We start from the raw sequence: 24,688 nt of genomic DNA, 5'->3' as shown, positions 1-24,688 counted from the left end.
GGCTAAGGCGGGCAGGGCAGGGCTCACTGAGCGCTGCGCAGGCCTTCCTCACGTACGTCCTGAACGCCCTGGCGGGCATCCTGCACGGCCTTCTGGGCCTTGGCAGCCTGGGCTTTGCGTTCGGCGAGGCGAGCATCCCATTCGGCCTGCTGGGCCAGGCGTCGGGCGTCGTCATACTTCTTGTCATGCATGGCAATTTCAGCCTGCTTGAACTTGTCCTGCGCCGCTTTCATTTCGACGGCGGCAAACTCGGTACCGCCAGCGCTGACGGCGGAGTTCACGGCGGACTGGGTGACGGCATACTGCTCGGTTGGCGGGTTGCCTGCACAGCCGGCCAGGACCAGGCTACTGCCCAGGGCCAGCGCGGCCAGCTTGAACCCGCGCAGGTGAGTGGATGTAAATTTCGAAGTGCGGGTCTTCATGGTGGTCAGCTCCATTGGATCACTCCTGATAACGACGATGTCCGTAGCAGTCCATCGCTCAATCCCTGGCATCGCCTCGCGTGTCGGCTGAACGGTGCACAACGGCAGGTGTGCAGGGTTTTAGCGTGATGGCTATTGGCTCTGACTGAGGCGTTTTTTGAATAGTTCAGAAAAAAATACCAAGTATTTCTGACTGATTGGTCAGCGGTTTTCCCATGGAACTTCCACTGACAGCAGCGGTATTCCGGGCCGATGGGCGGCCCGGAACATCAGGAAGGCGCGTCAGTTGCCGCTGTCGTCGCCGGTGTTGCTGAGGCTCTGCAGGTGGCGCCGTGAAAGGGCCAGGAAGCGCGGCGTAGAGCCGATGTCTTCATAAAGCGGGTCGCCTTCCTCATCGGTCGAAATGACCGTGCGGCCCTGCACGTAAGGGAAGCTGGCCTCGAGCTCTTCGAGTGCGGCGGCGACCAGTTCGCCGAGCAGTTCCTCGGCGGTGCGCTTGGGGTACATGTCGATCAGGGCCGCCAGGCGTGCTTCGGACTCCAGGTCCAGGTGCAAGCTATGGCCGGTCGGGCTCAGGGTGCCGGCGGCATTCTGTTCCCAGTGCTGGGCGAGTTCGCGGATTTTCATGATGACCTCGGTAAACGCCTTCAAAGGCTGCATCGCATCGGACTGTTGTGCCTTTACTTTAGTTTGCTTTGCCCGATCGCGGCTTGCCATCACGCCCCGGCTATGGGCACTCTTGGGCCAGTGCTGTTTCCGGAGCAGAGCGCGGGCGAGCCGCGCCGAAGAGAGGGCCAATGACCGATATCGATGTGCGCTTGCGTGAAGATGTGCATGTGTTGGGCGAATTGCTCGGCGATACCATTCGCCAGCAGCACGGTGAGGCGTTTCTGCAAAAGATCGAGGCCATCCGCCACAGCGCCAAGGCCGACCGGCGCAGTGCCGGCGAGCAGTTGAGTTCGACCCTCGCGGACCTCGCCGAGGAAGACCTGCTGCCAGTGGCGCGGGCATTCAACCAGTTTCTCAACCTCGCCAACATGGCTGAGCAGTATCAGTTGATCCGCCGCCGTGATGCCGACCAGCCCGAGCCCTTTGAAGCGCGGGTGTTGCCCGAGCTGCTGGCACGCCTCAAGCAGGCCGGGCACAAGGACGATGCCTTGGCCAGGCAGTTGGCCAAGCTCGACATCCAGCTGGTGCTCACCGCCCACCCGACCGAAGTGGCACGCCGCACGCTGATCCAGAAATACGACGCCATCGCCGGCCAGCTGGCCGCCCAGGACCACCGCGACCTGACCCCCGCCGAGCGCGAGCAGGTGCGCGAACGCCTGCGTCGGCTGATCGCCGAGGCCTGGCACACCGAAGAAATCCGCCGCACCCGGCCAACCCCTGTAGATGAAGCCAAATGGGGCTTCGCGGTGATCGAGCACTCGCTCTGGCATGCAATCCCCAGCCACCTTCGCAAGGTCGACAAGGCATTGTTCGAGGCCACCGGCCTGCACCTGCCGCTGGAAGCTGCACCCATTCGCTTTGCCTCATGGATGGGCGGCGACCGCGACGGCAACCCCAATGTCACCGCCGCCGTCACCCGCGAGGTGCTGCTGCTGGCGCGCTGGATGGCCGCAGACCTGTTCCTGCGTGACATCGATGCGCTGGCCGCCGAGTTGTCAATGCAGCAGGCCAGCAGTGCGGTACGCGAACGGGTGGGCGAGAGTGCCGAGCCTTACCGCGCCGTCCTCAAGCAATTGCGCGACCGCCTGCGGGCGACACGTGCCTGGGCCCATGCGTCGCTGGCCAGCAACCAACCGGCCAGCGCCGACGTGCTGGTGGACAACCGTGACCTGATCGCGCCGCTGGAGCTCTGCTACCAGTCGCTGCATGAATGCGGCATGGGCGTTATTGCCGATGGCCCGTTGCTCGACACCTTGCGCCGTGCAGTGACCTTCGGCCTGTTCCTCGGTCGCCTGGACGTGCGCCAGGATGCGGCCCGGCACCGCGACGCGCTGTCGGAGATCACCGATTACCTTGGCCTGGGCAACTATGCCGACTGGGATGAAGACAAGCGCATCGCGTTCCTGCAGGCCGAACTGAAAAACCGCCGGCCATTGCTCCCCGCTCACTTCACGCCCCAGGCCGACACCGCCGAAGTGCTCGCCACCTGCCGTGAAGTAGCCGCAGCGCCTGGCGCATCGCTGGGGTCGTACGTCATCTCCATGGCCGGCGCGGCGTCCGATGTACTGGCCGTGCAGTTGCTGCTCAAGGAGGCCGGCCTGACCCGGCCCATGCGTGTGGTGCCACTGTTCGAAACCCTGGCCGACCTGGACAACGCCGGGCCGGTGATGGAGCGGCTGCTGGGCCTGCCGGGCTACCGTGCGGGCCTGCGCGGGCCGCAGGAAGTGATGATCGGTTACTCCGATTCGGCCAAGGACGCCGGCACCACGGCTGCAGCCTGGGCGCAGTACCGCGCGCAGGAAAACCTGGTGCGCATCTGCCGTGAACATCAGGTCGAGCTGCTGTTGTTCCATGGCCGTGGCGGCACTGTCGGCCGTGGCGGCGGCCCGGCCCATGCGGCGATCCTGTCGCAGCCACCGGGTTCGGTGGCGGGGCGTTTTCGCACCACCGAGCAGGGCGAGATGATCCGCTTCAAGTTCGGTTTGCCGGGCATTGCCGAACAGAATCTCAACCTTTACCTGGCTGCGGTGCTGGAGGCCACGTTGTTGCCGCCGCCACCCCCTGAACCGGCCTGGCGTGCATTGATGGACCAGCTGGCGGCCGACGGCGTCGACGCCTACCGCAGCGTCGTGCGGGAGAACCCAGACTTCGTCGAGTACTTCCGCCAGTCCACGCCGGAACAGGAACTGGGGCGCCTGCCACTGGGCAGCCGCCCGGCCAAGCGCCGTGCCGGGGGTATTGAAAGCCTGCGGGCCATCCCGTGGATCTTCGGCTGGACCCAGACGCGCCTGATGCTGCCCGCCTGGTTGGGTTGGGAAACGGCCTTGAGCAATGCGCTGGCCCGTGGCCAGGGCGCGTTACTGGCGCAGATGCGCGAGCAGTGGCCGTTCTTCCGTACCCGCATCGACATGCTGGAGATGGTCCTGGCCAAAGCCGATGCACAAATCGCCGAGGCCTACGACGAACGTCTGGTGCAACCCGGCCTGCTTCCTTTAGGTGCGCATCTGCGCGACCTATTGTCGCAGTCGTGCCAAGTGGTCCTGGGCCTGACCGGGCAGCCGGTGCTACTGGCGCACAGCCCCGAGACCCTGGAATTCATCAGCCTGCGCAACACCTACCTCGATCCGCTGCACCGCCTTCAGGCCGAGCTGCTGGCGCGTTCGCGCAGCCGTGAAGCCGCTCTGGACAGCCCATTGGAGCAGGCCTTGCTGGTCACCGTGGCGGGCATTGCCGCAGGCCTGCGCAATACCGGCTGAGGCTATCGTGCGGTGCCCGCCACCCTGGGCGTCGGGTTACCCAGGGTAAGGTGTGGAGGGTGGTTGCGCCGGGCGCAACCGCCTGCAGCCGCAGGCAGGCATGGCACATTCCTGTAACTTTGGGGCGCTTGTCTGGCTGACGGGCGCTGTGTATCTTGAGCAGCCTTCTGACCGATTTATGGTCATACCCGATATTCCGGACTTGGCCCTGGTTGCCGAATCCATTGAATTTCATAAAAAAATTTGAGGAGCACGAGATGCGCGTAATTCTGCTGGGAGCTCCCGGGGCCGGTAAAGGTACTCAGGCAAAGTTCATCACCGAAAAGTTCGGTATTCCACAGATCTCCACCGGTGACATGCTGCGTGCTGCCGTCAAGGCTGGCACCCCGCTGGGCCTGGAACTGAAGAAAGTCATGGATGCCGGCCAGCTGGTTTCCGACGAGCTGATCATCAGCCTGGTCAAGGAGCGCATCGCCCAGCCAGACTGCGCCAACGGCTGCCTGTTCGACGGTTTCCCACGGACTATCCCGCAAGCTGAAGCCATGGTCACTGCCGGTGTCGACATCGACGCCGTGGTCGAAATCGCTGTCGACGACGAAGAGATCGTTGGCCGTATGGCTGGCCGCCGCGTGCACCTGGCCTCGGGCCGCACCTACCACATCCAGTACAACCCGCCGAAAGTGGAAGGCAAGGACGACGTCACCGGCGAAGACCTGATCCAGCGCGACGACGACAAGGAAGAAACCGTGCGTCATCGCCTGTCGGTCTACCACACCCAGACCAAGCCGCTGGTGGAGTTCTACCAGAAGCTGTCGGCTGCCAATGCTGGCAAGCCTAAGTACAGCCACATCGAAGGTGTTGGTTCGGTCGACGCCATCACGGCCAAGGTCCTGGCAGCTCTGAGCTGATCCATCACCTGCCGCACATCACAACGGCCCGCTAGCGGGCCGTAGTCATTTCAAGGCCTCGAACCACGGCTCCTGCAGAGATCGCGTCAAAGCGCTGTTGTGCAAAGGCCACACGGCGGCCCCTGGGGACACAACGTCGCTGGTGCCCTATACTGCCGCTCTTTTCATTCGCACCTGGATACCCGTTCGATGACCACCCTGCTGGCCCTGGATACCGCCACCGAAGCCTGTTCCGTCGCGCTGCTGCATGATGGCAAGGTAACCAGCCATTACGAGGTGATCCCGCGCATGCACGCGCAGAAGCTGCTGCCAATGATCAAGCAGCTGCTGGGTGATTCCGGGGTGGCGCTCAATGCCCTCGATGCCATCGCCTTCGGCCGTGGCCCGGGCGCGTTCACCGGTGTGCGTATCGCCATCGGCGTGGTGCAGGGCCTGGCTTTTGCCCTGGAGCGCCCGGTGCTGCCGGTGTCCAACCTGGCCGCGCTGGCCCAGGGCGCGCTGCGCGAGCACGGTGCCGAGCAGGTGGCAGCTGCCATCGACGCGCGCATGGACGAAGTATACTGGGGTTGCTACAAGGCGGTGGCCGGCGAGATGCGCCTGCAAGGCCAGGAAGCAGTGCTGCCTCCGGAGCGCGTGGCGTTGCCTGAGGCCAGCAGCGGCGACTGGTACGGCGCCGGTACTGGCTGGGGCTACGCCGAGCGCCTCGCTGTGCAGGCCAGTGCCAGCAACCCGGCGGCGCTGCCGAACGCGTTGGATATCCTCAGCCTGGCACGCTTTGCCTGGGCGCGTGGCGAGGCAATCGCCGCCGACCAGGCGCAACCGGTTTACCTGCGCGATAATGTAGCTACGCCCAAAGCCCGCTGAGTGCTGTTCGTCGGTTATCGCGGTTGTCGATAAAACCTTTGGTGCAAACTGTGGTCCAGTTATCACTCGAGCATTAGCGACGGAACACTGATGCTGCTAAATTGCCATCATCGGTCCTGAGTGCTCATCATGCGTATCGACGGTTTTTCATCGCAGTCCTACCCGGTCAAGCGCACACCGCGCAAAGCGGCGGTGCGCGATGAAAGCATCGACGATGCCGAGCTGGTCGAAGACGCCGAAGTCGCTCCGGAGGCCGCGCAGCGCCGCCGCCCCGGTGGCCTGCCGGCTCGCCAGCAAGACATGGTCTTCCCCCGCGCCCGTGACCGCCGTACTGCAACCGCGCTTGCAAGCTACCTCAGTACTGCCGGTTTTACCGATTGGGACATGGAAGTGCTGGGGCTCGACCTGTACATTTGATGGATGATTCCATCACCCCTGCCCTATTTTCTCGGTTGTCCGTCATGGAGTGAAAACGCCTGGCGCGACTACCTGTACCCCGCTGATGCCACAACCCGCGAATACCTGGGCCTGTACAGCCAGGTATTCAACGCGGTCGAGGGCAATACCACCTTCTACGCGCGCCCCGCGCCCGGCACCGTCGCGCGCTGGGCACAGGTGATGCCAGCGCACTTTCGCTTCACCGCCAAATTCCCCCGCGATATCAGCCATGAAGGCGACCTGCGCGAGCGTTTCGAAGCCGCCTGCGATTTCACCCGGCTGCTGGCGCCCCTTGGCCAGCGAGTGTCGCCGTACTGGCTGCAATTGCCGGCGCAGTTCGGCCCGGAGCGCCTGGCGGAACTGGGGCAGTTTCTCGATGAGATCGGTGTGCCGGTGGCCGTTGAGGTACGCAACCAGGCCTTCTTCGCCAAAGGCGAGGAAGAGCGCCTGCTCAACCGCCTGCTGCATGAGCGCGGCGTGGAACGTATCTGCCTGGACCCGCGCGCGCTGTTCAGCTGCACGTCACGCGACACCGCGGTGCTCGACGCTCAAGCCAAGAAGCCCAAGGTGCCGCCGCGCCCGGCAGCGTTCAGCCAGCACCCGCAGGTGCGCTTCATCGGCCACCCCGTGCTGGATGCCAACGAACCCTTCCTCTTGCCCTGGGTTGAGAAGGTCGCCCGTTGGATTGAGGAAGGCCGTAGCCCTTACATTTTCCTGCATACCTCCGACAACCGCCTGGCTGCCGCACTGGCCCAGCGTTTTCACCAGCGCCTGATGACGCGCTTGCCCGGCCTGGCAGCTCTGCCGGAATTGCCGCGCGCCCCTGAGGTCGAACAACTGGGACTACTCTGACCCTTTCCCGACCACCCGGAGGTTGTGACCATGGATGTACAAACCCTGCGTGCCGAAGCCTTCAAGGCGCTGCACGAGCGCGATGGCGCCTTCGTCATCCCCAACCCGTGGGATGCCGGCTCCGCCAAGCTGCTGGCCAGCCTGGGCTTCGAAGCGCTGGCCACTACCAGTGCGGGACTGGCCTTCAGCCTGGGCCGACCGGATGCGGAAGCGGCCTTGAGCCTGGACGAGACCTTGGACAACGCCGGGCTGATCGTCGACGCCACGGCCTTGCCCGTCGCCGCAGACCTGGAAAACGGCTTCGGCGACCTGCCCGATGACTGTGCGCAGACCATTCTGCGGGCTGCCGAGGCCGGGTTGGTCGGCGGCTCGATCGAAGATGCCAGCGGCCGGAGCGACGCCCCGATCTATGACTTCGGGCTGGCCGTGGAGCGCGTGCGCGCTGCGGTGCAGGCAGCTCGCAGCCTGCCTTTCCCCTTCATGCTCTGTGCCCGCGCAGAAAACCTGCTGCACGGGCGCATGGACCTGGACGACACCATCCTGCGCCTGCAGGCTTACGCCGAAGCGGGCGCCGATGTGCTCTATGCGCCGGGCTTGCGCAGTGTCGACGAAATTCGCGCGGTGGTGCAGGCCGTGGCACCGAAACCGGTCAATGTATTGATGGGGCTGGCCGGCGTGCCGCTGAGCGTCAACCAGTTGCAAGACCTGGGTGTACGCCGCATCAGCGTTGGGTCATCGCTGGCCCGAGCGGCGCTGGGGGCGTTCCAGCGCGCGGCGCTGGAGATCCGTGACCAAGGCACGTTCAGCTACGGTGAGCAGGCCTTGCCGTTCGCCCAGCTCAACGACCTGTTCCGCCGCTGAGGCGCAGTGCGCGCATTGGTGCTGCTGTGCGGCCTGCTGCTTGTGGCGGGCCTGCCCTGGCTGCTGGGCTGGCGCCTGCCGGATGCCTGGAACCCATGGGCGGCGCTGGACGTGCGCCAGGCACCGAACCTGCTGACCCCTTACAAGCTGTCGCGGCTGCGCGATGACCCGGGCTTGTGCAAACAAGTGCTCGAGGCCAGCCAGCTGCGCTTCAGGGCACAAGCCGACAGCCCGGCCTCGGCCAAATGCCCGTTGCAGAATGTGTGGCGCATCGAGCAAGGCGATGCGCGCTTGAGCAGCAGCTTCCTGGCCAGTTGCCCGCTGGCCGTGGCTTACGCGCTGTTCGAGAACCATGGCCTGCAACCGGCTGCGCAGCGGGTGTTCGGCCAGCGCGTCGTGCAGGTGGATCACCTGGGCAGTTTCGCCTGCCGCAATGTGTATAACCGCAAGCAGGGCCGGCTCAGCCAGCACGCCACGGCCAATGCGCTGGACATCAGCGGCTTCCGCCTGCAGGACGGCCAGCGCATCGTGCTGGCGCGGGACTGGCAGGCGGATGGGCAGAAGGCGAAATTTCTGCGCGAAGTGCAGCAGGCCGCCTGCGAAAGTTTCAGTACGGTGCTGGGCCCGGATTACAACGCGGCGCACCACAACCACTTTCACCTGGACATGGGGCGCTGGCAGATCTGCCGCTGACGTCAGGCGTGGGCGCGGACGTTGTTCAGCACCACCGGGCGCGCCCAGTGCATGTCGAATTCCAGGTCGTTCTGCTGCTTGGCCATGGTCGCTTCGTCGAACGGCTCCGGCGCGGGTTCGAGCAGGTTCAATTCAAGCTCGGCGATGGGCAGGTGCAGCGGGCGCGGGGAAGGGGCCGGGCCGGGCTCGCCGAGCGGCTGGCCCTGGCTCATGACCACCGGGCGCAGCCAGGTGTTGCTGATGTCGAGCTGACGTTGCTGCTGGATCATCTCGGCGGTGCTGAAAGGCTCGGGGGCCGGCTCCAGCAGGTTGGCTTCCAGTTCAGCCTTGGGCAGAAACAGTGGCTCGGGCGGTGCGACGATGGTGTCGTGCACAGGGCAGGCCCGCTGGGCGTCGATCAACGCCAGGGCCTTGGCCCCGCCAATCGGCTCACCGCTGTGCTGGTCGTACTGCACCAGCGCCTGGCTGGCGCTGTCGGGCTCTTGCGCTTGCTGCTCGGCCAGCGCGCGAGCAAAGAAATCCTGCCACAGGTGGCTGACGCCCCCGAGTGCCTGGGTATTCTGCCGACCGTAGTTGCCGACAGGCGACAAGTAGGTCAAACCGATGGGAAGAGTATCTGTCATGGCAGTCGCGCGCGTTGTGCTCTGGCAGAATAGCGGGATATTGCCTGTATCGGCCGTTTTGCCGATTCATTAAGGGCGTGGTTTGATTTTTTAGGTGTGGACGATGCAAGAGCAAGGCACGGGTATCAGGGTCGAGGCGATGGCGGTCGAGTATACGGAACAGGCCAGGGCATGGGCCGAGCGCCTGGGCCTGCCGCTGCAGGACGATGCGGCAGGCTTCGCCGTGCAGGTAGGCGCCGAAGGCTTGCAGATCCAGCAACTGGGGCCGCAGGCACCGGGGCCGGTGCGGGTCGATTTCGTCGAAGGCCAGGCCGCACATCGGCGCCAGTTTGGCGGTGGCAACGGGCAGATGATCGCCAAGGCGGTAGGCATCGCCCAGGGCGTACGGCCGCAGGTGCTGGATGCCACGGCAGGCCTGGGCAAGGACGCATTCGTGCTGGCCAGCCTGGGTTGCCAGATGACCCTGATCGAGCGCCAACCGCTGATCGCGGCGTTGCTCGAAGATGGCCTGGCACGGGCCAGGTCCGACGCTGAGGTAGGCCCGATCGTCGGTCGCATGCGCCTGCTGACCGGCAACGCTATCGAGCGCATGCGCGCCTGGGAGGGCGAACCGCCGCAAGTGATCTACCTCGACCCGATGTTCCCGCACCGTGACAAGAGCGCATTGGTGAAGAAGGAAATGCGCGTGTTCCGGCCGTTGGTCGGTGATGACATGGATGCGCCGGCATTGCTGGAAGCGGCTCTGGCGCTGGCCAGCCACCGAGTGGTGGTGAAACGCCCGCGCAAGGCACCAATCATCGAAGGGCCGAAGCCTGGCCATAGCCTGGAAGGCAAATCGAGCCGCTACGACATCTATCCCAAGAAGGCCTTGAAAGCCTGATAGCCCGCGAGCGCGCCGCATACCCTGTGGGAGCGGCTTCAGCCGCGAAGCAGGTGCCGTGGTGGATGGCACCGGCTTCGCCGGTGTTCGCGGCTGAAGCCGCTCCTACAAGATCCCCGCCAAATCAGTAAGTTAGCGTTTGTTCTATGAGGGCGGGCTTGCCCGCGACGGGGCCGGTTCACTCAGGCGAAAGCTTCAGGGCTTGAATGCCCGAATGAACACCCCGACCACCTCACGCACATGCGCCTCGGCCGCGTCCCCTTCCAGCGGCCCCGCACACCCCAGCAGCAGCCGGTAATCCGGCGCGCCTTTGACCAGGCAGAAAAAGTGCTCCGCCGCATGCAGCGGATTGTCGATGCGCAGCAACCCGCGCTCGGCCACCCCGCGCAGCAGTGCTTCCATCCCGGCCAGCACTCGCTTGGGCCCGGCCTCGTAGAAGAATTCGCCAAAGCCTGGGTCCTGGTTACCCAGCGCCATGATCAGGCGGCTCAACTTGACCGCCTCATCACTGCTGATCAGCGCCTGGAAGCCCCTGCCAATATTCAGCAGCACGTCCTCGACGGGCGCGCCCTCGGGGTATTCGAACATCAAGTCGGGCAACTGATTCTGGCACGTTGCCATGACCGCCGAGCCGAACAGGGTCTGCTTGTCGGTGAAGTGGCTGTACACAGTGAGTTTTGAAACACCTGCCGCCGCAGCGACCGCATCCATGCTGGTGTTGGCATAGCCAAGGCTGAGGAACAGCGTCTTGGCCGCTTCGAGGATCGCCTCGCGCTTGGCCAGGTCCTTGGGGCGACCTGGGCCGATGGGTGCGTCGTTGGGCATTGGAGTCCGCATCTGGTTGAAGGGGCGCCCATCTTACCGGCTCGGATGCCATCCGGCTTGAAGGAATGCCCTGGCGTTAATGTTGATTTTCTTTCCGACGCTGGCTTCCCGGCTTCGGTTCCCTGACTTAATATACTCGCCAGTATAAATATTCGATGCGCTCGTCGCGGAAGGATTCATCATGTTGCGTCATGCCTTGTCCCTCGCCCTGCCTGCCGCCGCCGTGCTGTTCCTGGCGGCCTGCGGCCAGGAAGCCGCCGCCCCGGCCGCGCCTCGCCCCGCGCTGGTGGTGCAGCCGCAGCCGGCCGAAGCCGCTGCCGACAGTTACCCTGGCGAGGTGCGCGCGCGCCTGGAGCCGGAGCTGGCGTTCCGCATCGCTGGCAAAGTCAGCAAACGCCTGGTGGAGGAGGGGCAACGGGTCAAGGCAAACCAGCCTTTGGCCGAGCTCGACCCCCAGGACGTACGCCTGCAACTGGAGGCCAACCGCGCGCAACTGGCGGCCGCCGAAGCCAACCTGGCACTGGTACGCGCCGAGCGTGACCGCTACCAGAAATTGCTCGACCGGCAGATGGTCAGCCATTCCCTCTACGACAATGCCGAAAACCTGTACCGTGCCGGGCTGGCGCGCCTCAAGCAGGCCAAGGCCGAGTTCGACGTGGCCGGCAACCAGGCTGAGTACGCTGTGCTGCGTGCGCCGCAGGCCGGCGTCATCGCCAAGCGCCAGGTCGAGGTCGGCCAGGTGGTTGCTGCCGGGCAAACCGTGTTCACCCTGGCTGCCGACGGTGAGCGGGAGGTGGTCATCGGCCTGCCCGAGCAGCAGTTCGCCCGCTTCGCTGTGGGCCAGGCGGTCAGCGTAGAGCTGTGGTCGCATGGCGCCGCACGCTTTCCGGGGCGCATCCGTGAGCTGTCGCCGGCAGCCGACCCGCGCTCGCGCACCTTCGCCGCGCGCATCGCCTTCACGTCGGCCAAAGTGCCCGCAGACATCGGCCAGAGCGCACGCGTGTTCATTGCCCATGATGGGCTGATTCCGTTGGCTGTGCCGCTGGCGGCGGTTACCGCGGAAAACGGCCAGGCCTATGTCTGGCGGGTCAACCAGGACCGTCGCCTGGAGCGGGCGGCGGTGCGCCTCGGGGTGTATGGCACCGACAGTGTGCCGGTGCTCGAAGGTTTGAACCCTGGCGACTGGGTGGTCGCCGCTGGCGGCCATGTGCTGCGCGAAGGGCAGGAGGTGCGGCCTGTGGACCGCACCAACCGCGTGGTGAACCTGACGGCCAAGGAGTAAGTCCCGATGGGTTTCAACCTTTCCGCCTGGGCGCTGCGCAATCGCCAGATCGTACTGTTCCTGATGATCCTGCTGGCTGCCATTGGCGCCATGTCCTACACCAAGCTTGGCCAGAGCGAAGACCCGCCGTTCACGTTCAAAGCCATGGTGATCCGTACCCTGTGGCCGGGTGCTACGGCCGAGGAAGTGTCGCGCCAGGTAACCGAACGGATCGAGAAGAAGCTGATGGAAACCGGCGAGTACGAGAAGATTGTTTCGTTCTCGCGCCCCGGCGAATCGCAGGTGACCTTCATGGCCCGCGACTCGCTGCACTCCAAGGACATCCCCGAGCTGTGGTACCAGATCCGCAAGAAGGTCGCGGACATCCGCCACACCTTGCCACCGGAAATCCAGGGGCCGTTCTTCAACGACGAGTTCGGCACCACCTTCGGCAACATCTACGCGCTGACCGGTGCTGGCTTCGATTATGCGGTGCTCAAGGACTACGCCGACCGTATCCAGATCCAGCTGCAGCGGGTCAAGGACGTGGGCAAGGTCGAGCTGGTCGGGCTGCAGGACGAGAAGATCTGGATCGAACTGTCCAACCTCAAGCTGGCCACCCTGGGTGTGCCGCTTGAGGCGGTGCAGCAAGCCCTGCGCGAACAGAACGCGGTGAGTACCGCCGGGTTCTTCGAAACCCCCAGCGAGCGCCTGCAGTTGCGGGTGAGCGGGCAGTTCGACAGTGTCGAGCAGATTCGCCAGTTCCCCATCCGGGTGGGTGACCGCACCTTCCGCATCGGTGACGTCGCGGACGTGCACCGGGGTTTCAACGACCCACCCGCGCCGCGCATGCGCTTCATGGGCGAGGACGCAATCGGCCTGGCCGTGTCGATGAAGGATGGCGGCGACATTCTTGTGCTGGGCAAAGCGCTGGAAGGTGAGTTCGAACGCCTGTCGCACAACCTGCCGGCGGGCATGGAGCTGCGCAAGGTGTCCGACCAGCCGGCAGCGGTCAAGGCGGGTGTTGGCGAGTTCGTCCAGGTGCTGGTCGAAGCGCTGATCATCGTGTTGCTGGTGAGTTTCTTCTCGCTGGGCCTGCGCACCGGCCTGGTGGTGGCGCTGGCCATCCCGCTGGTGCTGGCCATGACCTTTGCGGCCATGCATTACTTTGGCATCGGCCTTCACAAGATCTCGCTCGGTGCGTTGGTGTTGGCACTGGGCCTGCTGGTGGACGACGCGATCATTGCCGTGGAAATGATGGCGATCAAGATGGAGCAGGGCTTCGATCGGCTCAAGGCGGCCAGCTATGCCTGGACCAGCACGGCCTTCCCGATGCTCACCGGCACCTTGATCACCGCTGCCGGCTTCCTGCCGATTGCCACGGCAGCGTCGAGCACGGGTGAATACACCCGCTCGATTTTCCAGGTGGTGACCATTGCGCTGCTGACCTCGTGGGTCGCGGCGGTGGTGTTCGTTCCCTACCTGGGCGAACGGCTGTTGCCGGACCTGGCCAAGTTGCATGCCGCCCGCCATGGCAGCGACGGCCATGCACCAGACCCTTACGCCACCCCGTTCTACCAGCGCGTACGGCGTGTGGTGGAGTGGTGCGTGCGGCGGCGCAAGACGGTAATCCTGCTGACCATCGCCGCCTTTGTCGGCAGCATCCTGTTGTTCCGCTTCGTGCCCCAGCAGTTCTTCCCCGCCTCCGGGCGCCCGGAGCTGATGGTCGACCTGAAGCTGGCCGAGGGCGCCTCGCTGGCCAATACCGCCGAGCGGGTCAAGCAATTGGAAGCGCTGCTCAAGCAGCAGGACGGCATCGACAACTATGTGGCCTACGTGGGCACGGGCTCGCCCCGTTTCTACCTGCCCCTGGACCAGCAACTGCCGGCGGCAAGCTTTGCCCAGTTCGTTGTGCTGGCCAAGTCGATGGAACAGCGCGAACGCCTGCGCAGCTGGCTGATCGATACCGTTGACCAGCAGTTCCCCGACCTGCGCGCTCGTGTCACCCGCCTGGAGAACGGCCCGCCCGTGGGTTACCCGGTGCAGTTCCGTGTCACCGGCGAGCATATCGAGAAAGCACGCGCCCTGGCCCGTGAGGTCGCGGCCAAGGTGCGTGAAAACCCGCATGTGGTGAACGTGCACCTTGATTGGGAGGAGCCGAGCAAGGCCGTGTTCCTGTCGATTGACCAGGACCGTGCGCGTGCCCTCGGCGTCAGCACTGCGCGCTTGTCGAGCTTCCTGCAAAGCTCGCTGACCGGTACCACGGTCAGCCAGTACCGCGAGGACAATGAGCTGATCGAGATCCTGCTGCGCGGCACCCAGAAGGAGCGCGGCGAGCTGGGCAACCTCGGTAGCCTGGCGCTGCCCACCGACAACGGCCAGAGCGTGGCACTGTCGCAGGTGGCGACCCTGGAGTACGGGTTCGAGGAAGGCATCATCTGGCACCGCAACCGCTTGCCGACGGTGACCGTGCGTGCCGACATCTACGACAAGGAGCAGCCGGCGACCCTGGTACGGCAGATCGAGCCGACCTTGAGTGAAATCAAGGCCAAGCTGCCGGATGGCTACTTGCTGGAAGTGGGCGGTACCGTCGAGGATTCGGAGCGTGGGCAGAACTCGGTGAATGCGGGCATGCCGCTGTTCATCGTGGTCGTATTGAGCTTGTTGATGATCCAGCTGCGCAGCTTCTCGCGCACGGTGATGGTGTTCCTTACCGCGCCCTTGGGGCTGATCGGCGTGACCCTGTTCCTGCTGGTTTTCCGGCAGCCGTTCGGGTTCGTCGCCATGCTCGGCACCATTGCCCTGGCAGGGATGATCATGCGCAACTCGGTGATACTGGTGGACCAGATCGAACAGGACATCGCTTCGGGGATGGACCGTTGGCAGGCGATCATCGAGGCCACGGTGCGGCGCTTCCGGCCGATCGTGCTGACGGCGCTGGCGGCGGTGCTGGCCATGATCCCCCTGTCGCGCAGTGTGTTCTACGGGCCGATGGCGGTGGCGATCATGGGCGGGCTGATTGTCGCGACGGCGTTGACGCTGCTGTTCCTGCCGGCGTTGTATGCGGCGTGGTTCAGGGTGAAGAAGGGCTGAAGGCCGCAGGGGAGGGCGGTTGCCCTCCATTCGCCGGCAAGCCGGCTCCCACAGTGTCGGCGCCGCTGGTGAAAGCTGTGCTGTACCTGTGGTAGCCGGCTTGCCGGCGATGGGCTGCAACGCAGCCCTTGGCCTCTACAGGGCGCCGAAGACCTTCTTCGCCAGGCTGGTAGCCGCCTGCGCCGGGTTCTGGCGAATGCTCTGCTCCTGTTTGGCGATCATTTCGAACAGGCCATCGAGGGCCTTTTCGGTCACATAGCTCTCGACGTTGGCGCTCTTGGCGTTACCCAGGCCAAGCGCTGAAGCCTGGCCAGCAAAGCTGTTGTACTGCTGAACCACGCCAACCTTGTCGGTTGCCGCCTTGACGATCGGCAGGAACTTGGCGCGGATCTGCTCGCGGCTGCTTTTGTTCAGGTATTGGGTAGCCGAGTCATCGCCACCGCTGAGGATGCCCTTGGCATCGGTCACGCTCATGTTTTTCACCGCATCCACCAGGATCGCCTGGGCTTGCGGTACCGCTGCTTCAGCGGCTTTGTTCATGCTGTCTTCCAGGGCCGTGACCTGGTCACCCTTGCCGAACATTTTCATGGCCTTGGCGGCCTTGCCAAGGTTGCCCGGCAGCTCGATGCGCACGTCGGGGTTGTTGCTGAAACCGCCGGGGGTGCTCAGCTGCTTGACGGCAACCTGTGCACCTTGGGTAAGGGCGTCCTTCAGGCCACCGGTGGCGTCTTTCTGGGTCAGGTCGCCCAGCGACAGGGCCAGGGCGCTGGCCGACAGCAGCAAGCCGGCGCACAGGGCGGTGAAGCGCAGGGAGGAGCGAATCATGAAGCTTTCCTTTTCAACAGAAGTAGGCGGATATCAGCGCACCGGATCGACTTTGATCCGTACGGGCTGCGCGTCGCTGCCATCCAGCGTGACGCCGTGGTGCTCGGTGTTGATGAACAGCAACTTGCCGTCCAGCTCGATACGGGCGCTCAGCGCATAGCGGTGGCCAGGCTTGACCTGGGCCGGGTCATAGGTGAGGTGAAACGGCAGCGGCACGTTGCCTTTCACAGGGCCGGCCTGGCGGGCCAGGGTGACGGCAGGGGCGTCCATCAGCGACACGTCCTGCAGCTCCACGCTCAAGGTGGCGGCAGGTGGCAGGGCAATGCGCTGCAGGTAGAAGACTTCGCCATCCAGGCTGGCCTGGGTGGTCGGGGTGTTGCTGGAACAGGCCGCGAGCAGGGATGCGCAACACAGCATTACGAGCTTTTTCATGGAATCTCCGTTGTCCTTGGGGCTGGCTTGTGGCCAACCCCAGGGACTTTAGCGGATTTTCCCGGCTGATAAAGCCTCAGAGGCCCGAAGTTTCCGGTGAATAATCGCGGTGCAGTGCTACCTGCCGGATCGACAGGCGCAGCTCGGCCGACAGCACGCGCTTGGCCACCCCTTCGGCCAGTTCGCCGAGCTTGTCGTGATAACCCAGCTTGCCGTTGCCATCCGGGCGCAGCACGCCTTGCTCGATCAGGGTCTGAATAAAATGGCGGAACAGGGCCTTGTCGAAGAACTCCGGGGCATTGAGCCCATGCAGGATCGACAGGCGCTGGGCCATCATCACGCAGAGGTCTTCCAGCTCTTCGGCGGTAAGGGTGTGCTGGCCGCTGTTGAGCAGCAGCGACGTGGCCATGTAGAAGCGCTGCAGGGTCTGGGTGATGGTGCGAGCAAGCAGGGTCAGCAGGACGAACTGACGTGAACTCGGGGGTGGGCGCACGTAGCTGTCGTTCTCCTGGCGCAGCAGGCCATGTTCAACCAGCGCCGACAGCCATTGGTCGATCACCGCGTCGAGCTGATCGGGTGACCAGCGCAGGAACAGCTCGGCCTGCAGGTACGGGTACAGCGCGTGTACGTATTGGCCGAGCAGTTCGCGGCTCATCCGCGAGCTGCTGTGGAAGAAACTCGCCAGCAGCGCCGGCAAGGCAAAGATGTGCAGGACGTTATTGCGGTAATAGGTCATCAGCACCGCGTTGGCTTCATCCAGGTAGAGGATGCGGCCGAGGGCGTCTTTCTGCTCGGACAGCAGGTCCATGCCCCTGACGTGCTCGATCAGCGCCTGGCCGTCGCCATCCGGCAAGGTGGTGTGCTCGGAGTAGGGCACCTTGCGCAGCAAGGCCAGGTACAGGTTCAGCACCCGCGTCAGCGCGCTTTCGTCCAGTGCCAGGCGGCTGGTGGAGAGCAGCGCCAGGGCCACCAGGTTGACCGGGTTGACTGCAGCCGCCTCGTTGAGGTGACGGGCCACGGTTTCGCCGAGGCGGGTGGTGGTCTCGTTGAGCCAGGCCGGGCGGAACTGCGGGCCCAGATCCTGCTCGCGCCAGCCGGGTTGCTGCTGGTCGAGAAAGCCCGCCAGGCGGATCGGCTCACCGAAGTTCACGTAGACCTGGCCAAAACGCTGCTTCAGCGCACCGATGACCTTGAAGATATCGAAGATCGACTCTTTCTTCTTGCTCGCCCCGCGTAGCTCACCCAGGTAGGTGCGGCCTTCGAGCACGCGCTCGTAGCCGATGTACACCGGTACGAAGACGATCGGCGTGCGCGATGAGCGCAGGAAGCTGCGCAGGGTGATCGCCAGCATTCCGGTACGTGGTTGCAGCATGCGCCCCGTGCGCGAGCGCCCGCCCTCGACGAAGTACTCGACCGGGAAGCCCTTGGTGAACAGAGTGTGCAGGTATTCGTTGAACACGGCGGTGTACAGCGGGTTGCCCTTGAACGTGCGGCGCATGAAGAAGGCGCCGCCGCGGCGCAGCAGGCTGCCGACCACCGGCATGTTGAGGTTGATGCCGGCGGCGATGTGCGGCGGCGTCAGGCCGTTGCGAAATAGCAGGTAGGACAGCAGCAGGTAGTCGATGTGGCTGCGGTGGCAGGGTACGTAGATCACTTCGTGGCCCGGTGCGATGCCTTGCACCTGCTCGATGTGGTTGACCTTGATGCCGTCGTAGATCTTGTTCCAGAACCAGCTGAGCACCACTTCGAGGAAGCGGATGGCGGTGTAGGTGTAGTCCGAGGCGATCTCGTTGCCGTAGCGCAGGGCCAGCGCTTCAGCCTTGGCCACAGGGATGTTTTCCCGTTGCGCTTCGTCGCTGATCGCCTGGCGCACCATCGGCGCATGCACCAGGCCTTTGACCAGGTTGCGCCGGTGCGAGATGTCCGGGCCGATCACGGCGGTCTTGAGGTTGCGAAAATGCACGCGCATCAAGCGCTGGGCCATGCGCACCGTGCGTTCATGGCCTTTGTTGTGCTGCACCAGCTCACGCACGTGGATGGGCGCGGAGAACTGCACACGGGTCTTGCGCCCCAGAATCAAGATGGTCAGCAGCCGGCGCAGGCGCCCGGTGACTGCCCAGCTGTCGGCGAACAGCAGCTTCCAGGGGCTGGACTCGCTGGCCGGTGTCTGGCCCCAGAACACACTGACCGGGATGATCTGTGCGTCTTCTTCGGCATGCTGGCTGACGGCTGCAATCACCCGCTCGAGGGTCGGTGGTGCACCGCGCTTATCGTGACGGCCGAGCCAGTCCGGGTCGGGGGTGAGGTAGAAGAAACCGGCTGGCTCATGCAGCGTGCCCACCGCCACCGGCAGTACCGGGCGCGGTAGCCCCGCCTTGGTGCACTCATGGTCGAGCACGGCCAGGTCGGTGAGCGATGGCGAGGGCAGGGCGTAGAACACCGGGCGGCTGCGGTCTAGTTGCAGGCTGGTGGCGGACTGGTTGATGGTCTCGGAGCGCACCCACAGGTACAACAGGCGACGCAGCGCGCCGAAGATCAGGCGGCGCAGGGGGGAACGGGTCATGGGGTGTGTGCCCTGGGTGTGATTTTTAGTGAGTGTGCAAGCAGTTAGTCTGCCGTATCTGCGTAAGTTCAGCAAAAACCTGCAAATGGCGCGGCGGTCATGAAAATTCTTTGTTCTGTGTCATATACTCGGCCTGCCACTTGCAGGATATTTCGGCAAGCGGCGTCGACACGGGGAGCGATACCTGTGTCTGCAAGGCGATCTTCACAATAAAAATCCGGAGTAGTTCAGATGTCGTCTCGTGAGACTGGGAATGTAAAGTGGTTCAACGATGCCAAAGGCTTTGGCTTCATTCAGCGCGAAGGTAGTGCGGATGTGTTCGTCCATTATCGGGCGATCCGCGGTGAGGGGCATCGTACCCTGGTCGAAGGGCAGCGGGTCGAGTACTCCTGCGTGCAGGGCCAGAAAGGCCTGCAAGCCGAGGATGTAGTCGGGCTCTGAGCCTCCTGAGGCAACGCTCAAGCTGTAGGCGCTGGCTTGCCGGCGATGACCGGCAAAGCCGGTGCCATACACCGCCGTGGCTGCATCGCCGGCAACCCAGCGCCTACAAAAACTGCCGAGCACTCATGTGCGCCAGGTGATTTCCTCTTCACCGTCGGCGCTGATGCGGACCCAGCGGTCGGCATCTTCCTCGCCATCCTCTTCGACCCAGCCACCCGGTGCGCAGCGTACTTCCACGCCCAGTGCGGCGAACGCGGCGCGTGCACAGGCGACGTCATCGGCCCATGGGGTCTGGTCACTTTCCAGGTACAGGCTGTTCCATTTCCCTACAGCTTTGGGTAACCAAGTCACTGAAATGTTACCGGCCTTGCATTTGAAGGTCTGGCCTTTCTGTTGCCATTCGCTGCAGGGGCCAATCGCTTCGCCCAGCCACTGGGCAATCTGCTTGTGGTCGACGTCGGCGTCCTTCAGGTAGATCTCGATATCAGGTTGGCGCATAAGGGCTCCGGGTGTGCTCAGTCTTGGCGCACGAAATAGTCATAACGCATGGAAACCGTGACCTCGAACGGCTCGGCCTGGTCGATGACCAGGGCGCGCTTCTCGGCGCTGGCGCGCCAGCCGTGCGGGGTCATGGCCAGCAGGTCGGCGCGGGCCTTGGGCGCGGCCAGGCTCAGGCGGAACTCGAGGGTTTCGCTGTGGGCGTGGGCCATGCCTTCAGGTACCAGGGCCAGGTGCTTGTCGTCGGCGTAGGGGCGTACTTCATCGTAGAGCACCTCGCGCAGTTCCATCAGGTGGCCGCTGGTCGGGCCCACGCGCATCAGGCCGCCGCCTGGGCTGAGCAGGCGCTTGGCCTCGGCCCAGTCCAACGGGCTGAACACGCTGGCGAGGAACTGGCAGCTGGCATCGGCCAGGGGCACACGGGCCATGCTGGCGACCATCCAGGTGACCGAGGCGTCGCGGCGGCACGCGCGCTTGACGGCTTCGCGCGAGATATCCAAGGCGTAGCCTTCAGCCTGTGGCAGGGCCTGGGCGAGCTGCGCGGTGTAATAGCCTTCGCCGCAACCGATGTCGAGCCAGGCGCGGGGTGTGCGCTCGGCGGCAAGCTCCGCCAGGCGGCGGGATACCGGGGCGTAGTGGCCGGCGTCGAGGAAGTCACGGCGTGCTTCGACCATGGCCTGGTTGTCGCCCGGGTCACGGCTGTTCTTGTGCTGCACCGGCAGCAGGTTCAGGTAACCCTGGCGGGCACGGTCGAAGCGATGGCCAGCCGGGCACACCACACCGTTATCGAGCCGCGTCAGGGCCGCCTGGCAAATTGGGCAGGCAAGCATCAGGCGAGCAACCGGACCAGGGTCTGGTAGTAGATCTCGGTCAGCAGGTCGAGGTCGCTGGCCAGGATGCGCTCGTCCACCTGGTGGATGGTGGCGTTGACCGGGCCAAGCTCGACCACTTGGGTGCCCATGGTGGCGATGAAGCGGCCATCGGAAGTGCCACCACTGGTGGACGGTTGGGTGTCACGGCCGGTGACGCCCTTGATGCTGGCCGAGACGGCATCGAGCAGCTCACCCGGCTCGGTGAGGAACGGCAGGCCCGACAGCGCCCAGTCGATCGACCAGTCCAGCCCGTGCTTGTCGAGGATTGCCGATACCCGTGCCTGCAAACCGTCGACCGTCGACTCGGTAGAGAAACGGAAGTTGAACAGCGCGGTCAGGTCGCCCGGGACCACGTTGGTGGCGCCGGTGCCGGAGTTGAGGTTGGAGATCTGGAAGCTGGTCGGCGGGAAGAATGCGTTGCCTTCGTCCCAGTGTTCGGCGGCCAGCTCTGCCAGTGCTGGCGCGGCCAGGTGGATCGGGTTGCGCGCCAGGTGCGGGTAGGCCACATGGCCCTGTTTGCCACGTACGGTCAGCTTGGCACCCAACGAGCCACGGCGGCCGTTCTTGACCACGTCACCGAGCAGACTGGTGCTCGACGGTTCGCCGACGATGCACCAGTCCAGCCGCTGGTTGCGCGCTTTCAGGCGCTCTACCACCGCCTTGGTGCCGTGATGGGCCGGGCCTTCCTCGTCACTGGTGATCAGGAACGCGACCTGGCCACGGTGGTTTGGGTAGTCACGCACAAAGCGCTCGCTGGCCACTACCATGCACGCCAGGCTGCCCTTCATGTCGGCCGCGCCACGGCCACAGAGCATGCCATCGGCATCGATCAGCGCCTCGAACGGCTCATGCTGCCACTGCTGCACCGGGCCGGTTGGAACCACGTCGGTGTGGCCGGCAAAGCACAACACCGGGCCTTGCTGGTTGCCGTGGGTAGCCCAGAAGTTGTCGACGTCCTCGATGCGCATCGGTTCGAGCTGGAAGCCCACGGCGCCCAGGCGGTTCATCATCTGCGCCTGGCAATCGGCGTCGACGGGGGTGACCGAGGGGCGACGGATCAGGTCGCAGGCCAGTTGAAGGGTAGGCGAGAGCTCGGCTGGGGCCGTCATGGGGGAACTCCGGGGCAAGGCAAGGCGGGGAAATCTGAGGGGCGTTATCTTATATCAAATAGCGTCGCGATAGGGGCGCAAAGCGCCCCCCGGCAATCTCAAGCCTGTTGCGGTTCGGCGGCCTTTTCCTGCGGCTTGGGCAGCGAAGACAGAAACGCCATCACCAACGCCGCCAGGTACGGCAACGACTGCACCAGCAGCATCGCCACCCAGAAGCGCATGTCGGAGCTCGGCAGCCCCTGCACCAGGTAGATGCCAAGCGCAGCCCCCCACAGCAGCAACATGATGAACAGCTCTTCCCGCGCTTCGGAAATGGCCACCAGCAGCCCATGGCTGTCGGCATTCTTCGGCGTGCGGAAGAACGGCATGCTGCTGGTGAAGAACCCGTACAGCACCGCCTTGGCGATGGTGTGCGACAGCGCCAGCCCCGCCAGTGCCGCGGCGAAGGCATCCTTGAGGTTGACCCCTACTGCCCGACGGTACAGGAAGATGATCTTGCCGACCTTGAAGAAGAACAGCGCCAGCGGCGGGATGGCGAAGATCATCAGGGGCGGGTCCACCCGGTGCGGCACGATGATCATCGCCGCCGACCACAGCAACGCACCGACGGTGAAGAAGATGTTCATGCCATCGGCGACCCACGGCAGCCAGCCGGCCAGGAAGTGATAACGCTGGCCACGGGTCAGCTCGCTGCCCTTGCCGCGCAGCAGGGCGGCGGCGTGGTGCTTGATGATCTGGATAGCACCGTAGGCCCAGCGGAAGCGCTGCTTCTTGAAGTCGATGAAGGTGTCGGGCATCAGGCCCTTGCCGTAACTGTTGTGGGCGTAGGCGGCCGACAAGCCTTTCTCGAACACCCTCAGGCCCAGCTCTGCATCCTCGCAGATGCACCACTCGGCCCAGCCTAGCTCCTCGAGCACGCTGCGCCGGGTCATGGTCATGGTGCCGTGCTGGATGATGGCGTCGCGGTCGTTGCGGGTCACCATGCCGATGTGGAAGAAGCCTTTGTACTCGCTATAGCAGAGCTTCTTGAAGGCGCTCTCGTGCTGGTCGCGGTAGTCCTGCGGCGATTGCACCACGGCGATTTTCGGGTCGGCGAAGTGCGGCACCATATGCTTGAGCCAGTTGCGATCGACGCAGTAATCCGAGTCGATCACTGCAATCACTTCGGCATCCTTGGCGGTGTGGGGCAGCAGGTAGTTCAGGGCGCCACCTTTGAAACCGGCCAACGGTGCGACATGGAAGAACTTGAAGCGCTCGCCGAGCTTTTCGCAGTGGGCCTTGAGCGGCTCCCACACGGCAGGGTCCTTGGTGTTGTTGTCGATCACCAGTACTTCGTAATCCGGGTAGTCCAGCGCGGCGAGCGCGTCGAGGGTCTGTTTGACCATCTCCGGCGGCTCGTTGTAGCACGGCACATGCACCGAGACCTTCGGCCGGTAGGCGCTGTCGCCTTGTACCGGCAGGAACTCCCGGCGCCGCTTGTGGATCCACACGGCCTCGGCCAGTTCGTGGGCCTCGGTCAGCAGCACGATGAACACCCCCAGCGCGCCCAGCGCCAGCAGCACGCCCACGGTCAGGCTGAACCAGGTGCTGTACTGCTGGCTGTAGTCGTAGGCGATCCACACCAGTACCGACCCGCACAGGAAGGTGATGAATGTCAGGAAGGTTCGCCCGCGCTGGCGCAGGGCCGAGCCGTCGATGAACAACACCATCAGGGCGATCACCGCCAGCACCACCGAGGCTACCGCCAGGGCACGCCACTGCGGGATCGCCACCACAGGCCCTTCAAAGTTGAACTTCTGCTGGCGCTCAGCGTTGTACACGCCCCAGTAGGCACCCACGGAGCCTTCGTCGCTGGCCTTCCACGGTTGGTCATAGGCTTCGATGACAAAGTAGTTGTAGCCACGGCGGTTGAGGGTGTTGACCAAGGTGCGCAGGTAGATGGCCTGGTCGGCCTGAGTGGCATCGGCCCCCCCGCGCATGCGGCCGTTGCTTGGCCAGCCGACTTCCGATAGCAGCAGCGGTTTACGGGCAAACTGTTGCTTCAGTTCACGTGCGCGGTCCAGCACGAACTCGACCGAATCCTTCATCGGCACGAACTCCCAATAGGGCAGGATGTGCGCGGCAATCAGGTCGACGTGCTTGGCCAGCTCTGGGTGTTCCTTCCAGATGTGCCACTGCTCACTGGTGGTGACGGGCACTTTGACCGCAGCGCGTACCCGGTCTAGGTATTTGATCAGGTTTTCCGGTGTGACTTCTTCACGGAACAGTGCCTCGTTGCCCACCACAACCCTCACCACGCTGCGTGACGTGTTGGCCAGCTCGATGGCGGTGGCGATTTCGCGCTCGTTGCGTTCCAGGTCCGGGCTGATCCAGATGCCCAGCGTTACCCGCAAGCCGAACTCTTCTGCCAGGCGCGGGATATCAGCCTGGGTACCCTCCACGGTGTAGATACGAATGCTGTCGGTCAGCTTGCTCATCTGCTCCAGGTCCTGGCGCATCTCGTCATCGCTGGGGTATTGACCCTTTTGCGGGCTTTCCCCAAGGCGGAATGGCGAGTACGAGAAGCCGGAGATCTGCTCGGGCCAGGCAGGTGCGGAAACCGGGCGGTTGATCAGCGCCCAGAACCCGGTGAACAGCGCGGCGATGGCCAGGACCACCACCAGGTTGAGGCCGAATTTGCGTGATGACATTGTGGTCCATTTCTTTCTAGGTGGTAGGACATTAAAGCAGCATTGGTAGTGTCTTTCCTAACGATGGAGCTGAAAGCGGCTGCTGGCCTATAATGCGCGCCGGTTTTCGAGGT

Annotated in this window: 22 protein-coding genes; 11 read left to right on the top strand and 11 right to left on the bottom strand. The window is 64.3% G+C overall.

The features are described 5' to 3' along the window. Positions 1-23: 23 nt before the first annotated feature. Positions 24-437 carry a DUF4398 domain-containing protein gene (locus ABEH27_RS01295; RefSeq protein WP_346611822.1) on the bottom strand — a complete coding sequence of 138 codons (414 nt, stop codon included), beginning with the start codon at positions 435-437 and terminating at the stop codon, positions 24-26. A gap of 267 nt (positions 438-704) precedes the next feature. Continuing rightward, on the bottom strand, positions 705-1,049 hold the full coding sequence (locus ABEH27_RS01290) for a pilin assembly protein (RefSeq protein ID WP_346611821.1): 345 nt from the start codon (positions 1,047-1,049) through the stop codon (positions 705-707). A gap of 170 nt (positions 1,050-1,219) precedes the next feature. On the opposite strand from ABEH27_RS01290, the gene ppc reads away from it, so the two are divergent. The 7 genes from ppc (at position 1,220) to ABEH27_RS01255 (ending at position 8,463) form a co-directional block, all read left to right on the top strand. After that, positions 1,220-3,847: a phosphoenolpyruvate carboxylase gene (gene ppc / locus ABEH27_RS01285; RefSeq protein WP_346611820.1), complete on the top strand. Its 2,628-nt coding sequence runs from the start codon at positions 1,220-1,222 to the stop codon at positions 3,845-3,847. Positions 3,848-4,104: 257 nt separating this feature from the next. Next, the gene (adk, locus tag ABEH27_RS01280; RefSeq protein WP_346611819.1) at positions 4,105-4,755 is read left to right on the top strand and encodes an adenylate kinase; all 651 of its coding nucleotides are present in this window, start codon (positions 4,105-4,107) and stop codon (positions 4,753-4,755) included. A 189-nt stretch (positions 4,756-4,944) separates the two neighbouring features. Beyond that, entirely contained in the window at positions 4,945-5,619 is a 675-nt protein-coding gene (gene tsaB, locus ABEH27_RS01275; RefSeq protein ID WP_346611818.1) for a tRNA (adenosine(37)-N6)-threonylcarbamoyltransferase complex dimerization subunit type 1 TsaB, read from the top strand. A gap of 129 nt (positions 5,620-5,748) precedes the next feature. Next, positions 5,749-6,036 (top strand): hypothetical protein, encoded by a 288-nt coding sequence (locus ABEH27_RS01270; protein ID WP_346611817.1) that lies wholly within the window; start codon positions 5,749-5,751, stop codon positions 6,034-6,036. A 3-nt stretch (positions 6,037-6,039) separates the two neighbouring features. Further along, complete coding sequence (locus ABEH27_RS01265; RefSeq protein WP_346611816.1) at positions 6,040-6,909, top strand: DUF72 domain-containing protein; 870 nt, start codon at positions 6,040-6,042, stop codon at positions 6,907-6,909. 30 nt (positions 6,910-6,939) lie between these two features. Continuing rightward, complete coding sequence (locus ABEH27_RS01260) at positions 6,940-7,770, top strand: isocitrate lyase/phosphoenolpyruvate mutase family protein (RefSeq protein ID WP_346611815.1); 831 nt, start codon at positions 6,940-6,942, stop codon at positions 7,768-7,770. Positions 7,771-7,776: 6 nt separating this feature from the next. Then, on the top strand, positions 7,777-8,463 hold the full coding sequence (locus ABEH27_RS01255; RefSeq protein WP_346611814.1) for an extensin family protein: 687 nt from the start codon (positions 7,777-7,779) through the stop codon (positions 8,461-8,463). Between the two features lie 2 nt (positions 8,464-8,465). Here ABEH27_RS01255 and ABEH27_RS01250 read toward each other — a convergent pair whose 3' ends face one another. Then, positions 8,466-9,086: an energy transducer TonB gene (locus ABEH27_RS01250; RefSeq protein ID WP_346611813.1), complete on the bottom strand. Its 621-nt coding sequence runs from the start codon at positions 9,084-9,086 to the stop codon at positions 8,466-8,468. Between the two features lie 103 nt (positions 9,087-9,189). Between ABEH27_RS01250 and ABEH27_RS01245 the strand changes: the two genes are divergently transcribed. Beyond that, positions 9,190-9,966 carry a class I SAM-dependent methyltransferase gene (locus ABEH27_RS01245; protein ID WP_346611812.1) on the top strand — a complete coding sequence of 259 codons (777 nt, stop codon included), beginning with the start codon at positions 9,190-9,192 and terminating at the stop codon, positions 9,964-9,966. A gap of 195 nt (positions 9,967-10,161) precedes the next feature. Here the strand turns inward: ABEH27_RS01245 and ABEH27_RS01240 are convergent, their stop codons facing one another. Further along, on the bottom strand, positions 10,162-10,803 hold the full coding sequence (locus ABEH27_RS01240) for a TetR/AcrR family transcriptional regulator (protein WP_346611811.1): 642 nt from the start codon (positions 10,801-10,803) through the stop codon (positions 10,162-10,164). 169 nt (positions 10,804-10,972) lie between these two features. Between ABEH27_RS01240 and ABEH27_RS01235 the strand changes: the two genes are divergently transcribed. Then, on the top strand, positions 10,973-12,073 hold the full coding sequence (locus tag ABEH27_RS01235) for an efflux RND transporter periplasmic adaptor subunit (RefSeq protein ID WP_346611810.1): 1,101 nt from the start codon (positions 10,973-10,975) through the stop codon (positions 12,071-12,073). A 6-nt stretch (positions 12,074-12,079) separates the two neighbouring features. Then, positions 12,080-15,145, top strand: a complete 3,066-nt coding sequence (locus tag ABEH27_RS01230) for an efflux RND transporter permease subunit (RefSeq protein WP_346611809.1) — start codon at positions 12,080-12,082, stop codon at positions 15,143-15,145. Between the two features lie 135 nt (positions 15,146-15,280). Here ABEH27_RS01230 and ABEH27_RS01225 read toward each other — a convergent pair whose 3' ends face one another. The 3 genes from ABEH27_RS01225 to plsB all read right to left on the bottom strand — a co-directional run bounded on the left by ABEH27_RS01225 (position 15,281) and on the right by plsB (position 18,965). Next, positions 15,281-15,970 carry a DUF4197 domain-containing protein gene (locus tag ABEH27_RS01225; RefSeq protein ID WP_346611808.1) on the bottom strand — a complete coding sequence of 230 codons (690 nt, stop codon included), beginning with the start codon at positions 15,968-15,970 and terminating at the stop codon, positions 15,281-15,283. Positions 15,971-16,003: 33 nt separating this feature from the next. Next, positions 16,004-16,402 (bottom strand): YbaY family lipoprotein, encoded by a 399-nt coding sequence (locus ABEH27_RS01220; protein WP_346611807.1) that lies wholly within the window; start codon positions 16,400-16,402, stop codon positions 16,004-16,006. Positions 16,403-16,478: 76 nt separating this feature from the next. Further along, positions 16,479-18,965: a glycerol-3-phosphate 1-O-acyltransferase PlsB gene (gene plsB, locus ABEH27_RS01215; protein ID WP_346611806.1), complete on the bottom strand. Its 2,487-nt coding sequence runs from the start codon at positions 18,963-18,965 to the stop codon at positions 16,479-16,481. A 231-nt stretch (positions 18,966-19,196) separates the two neighbouring features. Here plsB and ABEH27_RS01210 point away from each other — a divergent pair, with 231 nt between their 5' ends. Next, positions 19,197-19,406: a cold-shock protein gene (locus tag ABEH27_RS01210; protein ID WP_346611805.1), complete on the top strand. Its 210-nt coding sequence runs from the start codon at positions 19,197-19,199 to the stop codon at positions 19,404-19,406. 123 nt (positions 19,407-19,529) lie between these two features. Here the strand turns inward: ABEH27_RS01210 and ABEH27_RS01205 are convergent, their stop codons facing one another. The 4 genes from ABEH27_RS01205 to ABEH27_RS01190 all read right to left on the bottom strand — a co-directional run bounded on the left by ABEH27_RS01205 (position 19,530) and on the right by ABEH27_RS01190 (position 24,575). Further along, entirely contained in the window at positions 19,530-19,904 is a 375-nt protein-coding gene (locus ABEH27_RS01205) for a hypothetical protein (protein ID WP_346611804.1), read from the bottom strand. A 17-nt stretch (positions 19,905-19,921) separates the two neighbouring features. Further along, positions 19,922-20,734, bottom strand: a complete 813-nt coding sequence (locus ABEH27_RS01200) for a putative RNA methyltransferase (RefSeq protein WP_346611803.1) — start codon at positions 20,732-20,734, stop codon at positions 19,922-19,924. Further along, a complete protein-coding gene (gene dapE, locus ABEH27_RS01195; protein ID WP_346611802.1) occupies positions 20,734-21,885 on the bottom strand; it encodes a succinyl-diaminopimelate desuccinylase in 1,152 nt (383 codons plus the stop codon). Before dapE ends, ABEH27_RS01200 begins: the two co-directional genes overlap by 1 nt. A gap of 98 nt (positions 21,886-21,983) precedes the next feature. After that, complete coding sequence (locus ABEH27_RS01190; RefSeq protein WP_346611801.1) at positions 21,984-24,575, bottom strand: glycosyltransferase; 2,592 nt, start codon at positions 24,573-24,575, stop codon at positions 21,984-21,986. Positions 24,576-24,688: the final 113 nt, after the last annotated feature.

It is taken from the genome of Pseudomonas sp. P39-UII1, from assembly GCF_039672635.1.
Classification (GTDB): Bacteria; Pseudomonadota; Gammaproteobacteria; order Pseudomonadales; family Pseudomonadaceae; genus Aquipseudomonas.
Note: the sequence above shows the minus strand (reverse complement) of the source record. Positions and strands in the feature narration are given on the sequence as shown.

Coding starts and splice junctions, on each gene's coding strand:
- ABEH27_RS01295 (WP_346611822.1), bottom strand. CDS start 437: ATGGAGCTGACCACCATGAAGACCCGCACTTCGAAATTTACATCCACT.
- ABEH27_RS01290 (WP_346611821.1), bottom strand. CDS start 1,049: ATGAAAATCCGCGAACTCGCCCAGCACTGGGAACAGAATGCCGCCGGC.
- ppc (WP_346611820.1), top strand. CDS start 1,220: ATGACCGATATCGATGTGCGCTTGCGTGAAGATGTGCATGTGTTGGGC.
- adk (WP_346611819.1), top strand. CDS start 4,105: ATGCGCGTAATTCTGCTGGGAGCTCCCGGGGCCGGTAAAGGTACTCAG.
- tsaB (WP_346611818.1), top strand. CDS start 4,945: ATGACCACCCTGCTGGCCCTGGATACCGCCACCGAAGCCTGTTCCGTC.
- ABEH27_RS01270 (WP_346611817.1), top strand. CDS start 5,749: ATGCGTATCGACGGTTTTTCATCGCAGTCCTACCCGGTCAAGCGCACA.
- ABEH27_RS01265 (WP_346611816.1), top strand. CDS start 6,040: ATGATTCCATCACCCCTGCCCTATTTTCTCGGTTGTCCGTCATGGAGT.
- ABEH27_RS01260 (WP_346611815.1), top strand. CDS start 6,940: ATGGATGTACAAACCCTGCGTGCCGAAGCCTTCAAGGCGCTGCACGAG.
- ABEH27_RS01250 (WP_346611813.1), bottom strand. CDS start 9,086: ATGACAGATACTCTTCCCATCGGTTTGACCTACTTGTCGCCTGTCGGC.
- ABEH27_RS01245 (WP_346611812.1), top strand. CDS start 9,190: ATGCAAGAGCAAGGCACGGGTATCAGGGTCGAGGCGATGGCGGTCGAG.
- ABEH27_RS01240 (WP_346611811.1), bottom strand. CDS start 10,803: ATGCGGACTCCAATGCCCAACGACGCACCCATCGGCCCAGGTCGCCCC.
- ABEH27_RS01235 (WP_346611810.1), top strand. CDS start 10,973: ATGTTGCGTCATGCCTTGTCCCTCGCCCTGCCTGCCGCCGCCGTGCTG.
- ABEH27_RS01230 (WP_346611809.1), top strand. CDS start 12,080: ATGGGTTTCAACCTTTCCGCCTGGGCGCTGCGCAATCGCCAGATCGTA.
- ABEH27_RS01225 (WP_346611808.1), bottom strand. CDS start 15,970: ATGATTCGCTCCTCCCTGCGCTTCACCGCCCTGTGCGCCGGCTTGCTG.
- ABEH27_RS01220 (WP_346611807.1), bottom strand. CDS start 16,402: ATGAAAAAGCTCGTAATGCTGTGTTGCGCATCCCTGCTCGCGGCCTGT.
- plsB (WP_346611806.1), bottom strand. CDS start 18,965: ATGACCCGTTCCCCCCTGCGCCGCCTGATCTTCGGCGCGCTGCGTCGC.
- ABEH27_RS01210 (WP_346611805.1), top strand. CDS start 19,197: ATGTCGTCTCGTGAGACTGGGAATGTAAAGTGGTTCAACGATGCCAAA.
- ABEH27_RS01205 (WP_346611804.1), bottom strand. CDS start 19,904: ATGCGCCAACCTGATATCGAGATCTACCTGAAGGACGCCGACGTCGAC.
- ABEH27_RS01200 (WP_346611803.1), bottom strand. CDS start 20,734: ATGCTTGCCTGCCCAATTTGCCAGGCGGCCCTGACGCGGCTCGATAAC.
- dapE (WP_346611802.1), bottom strand. CDS start 21,885: ATGACGGCCCCAGCCGAGCTCTCGCCTACCCTTCAACTGGCCTGCGAC.
- ABEH27_RS01190 (WP_346611801.1), bottom strand. CDS start 24,575: ATGTCATCACGCAAATTCGGCCTCAACCTGGTGGTGGTCCTGGCCATC.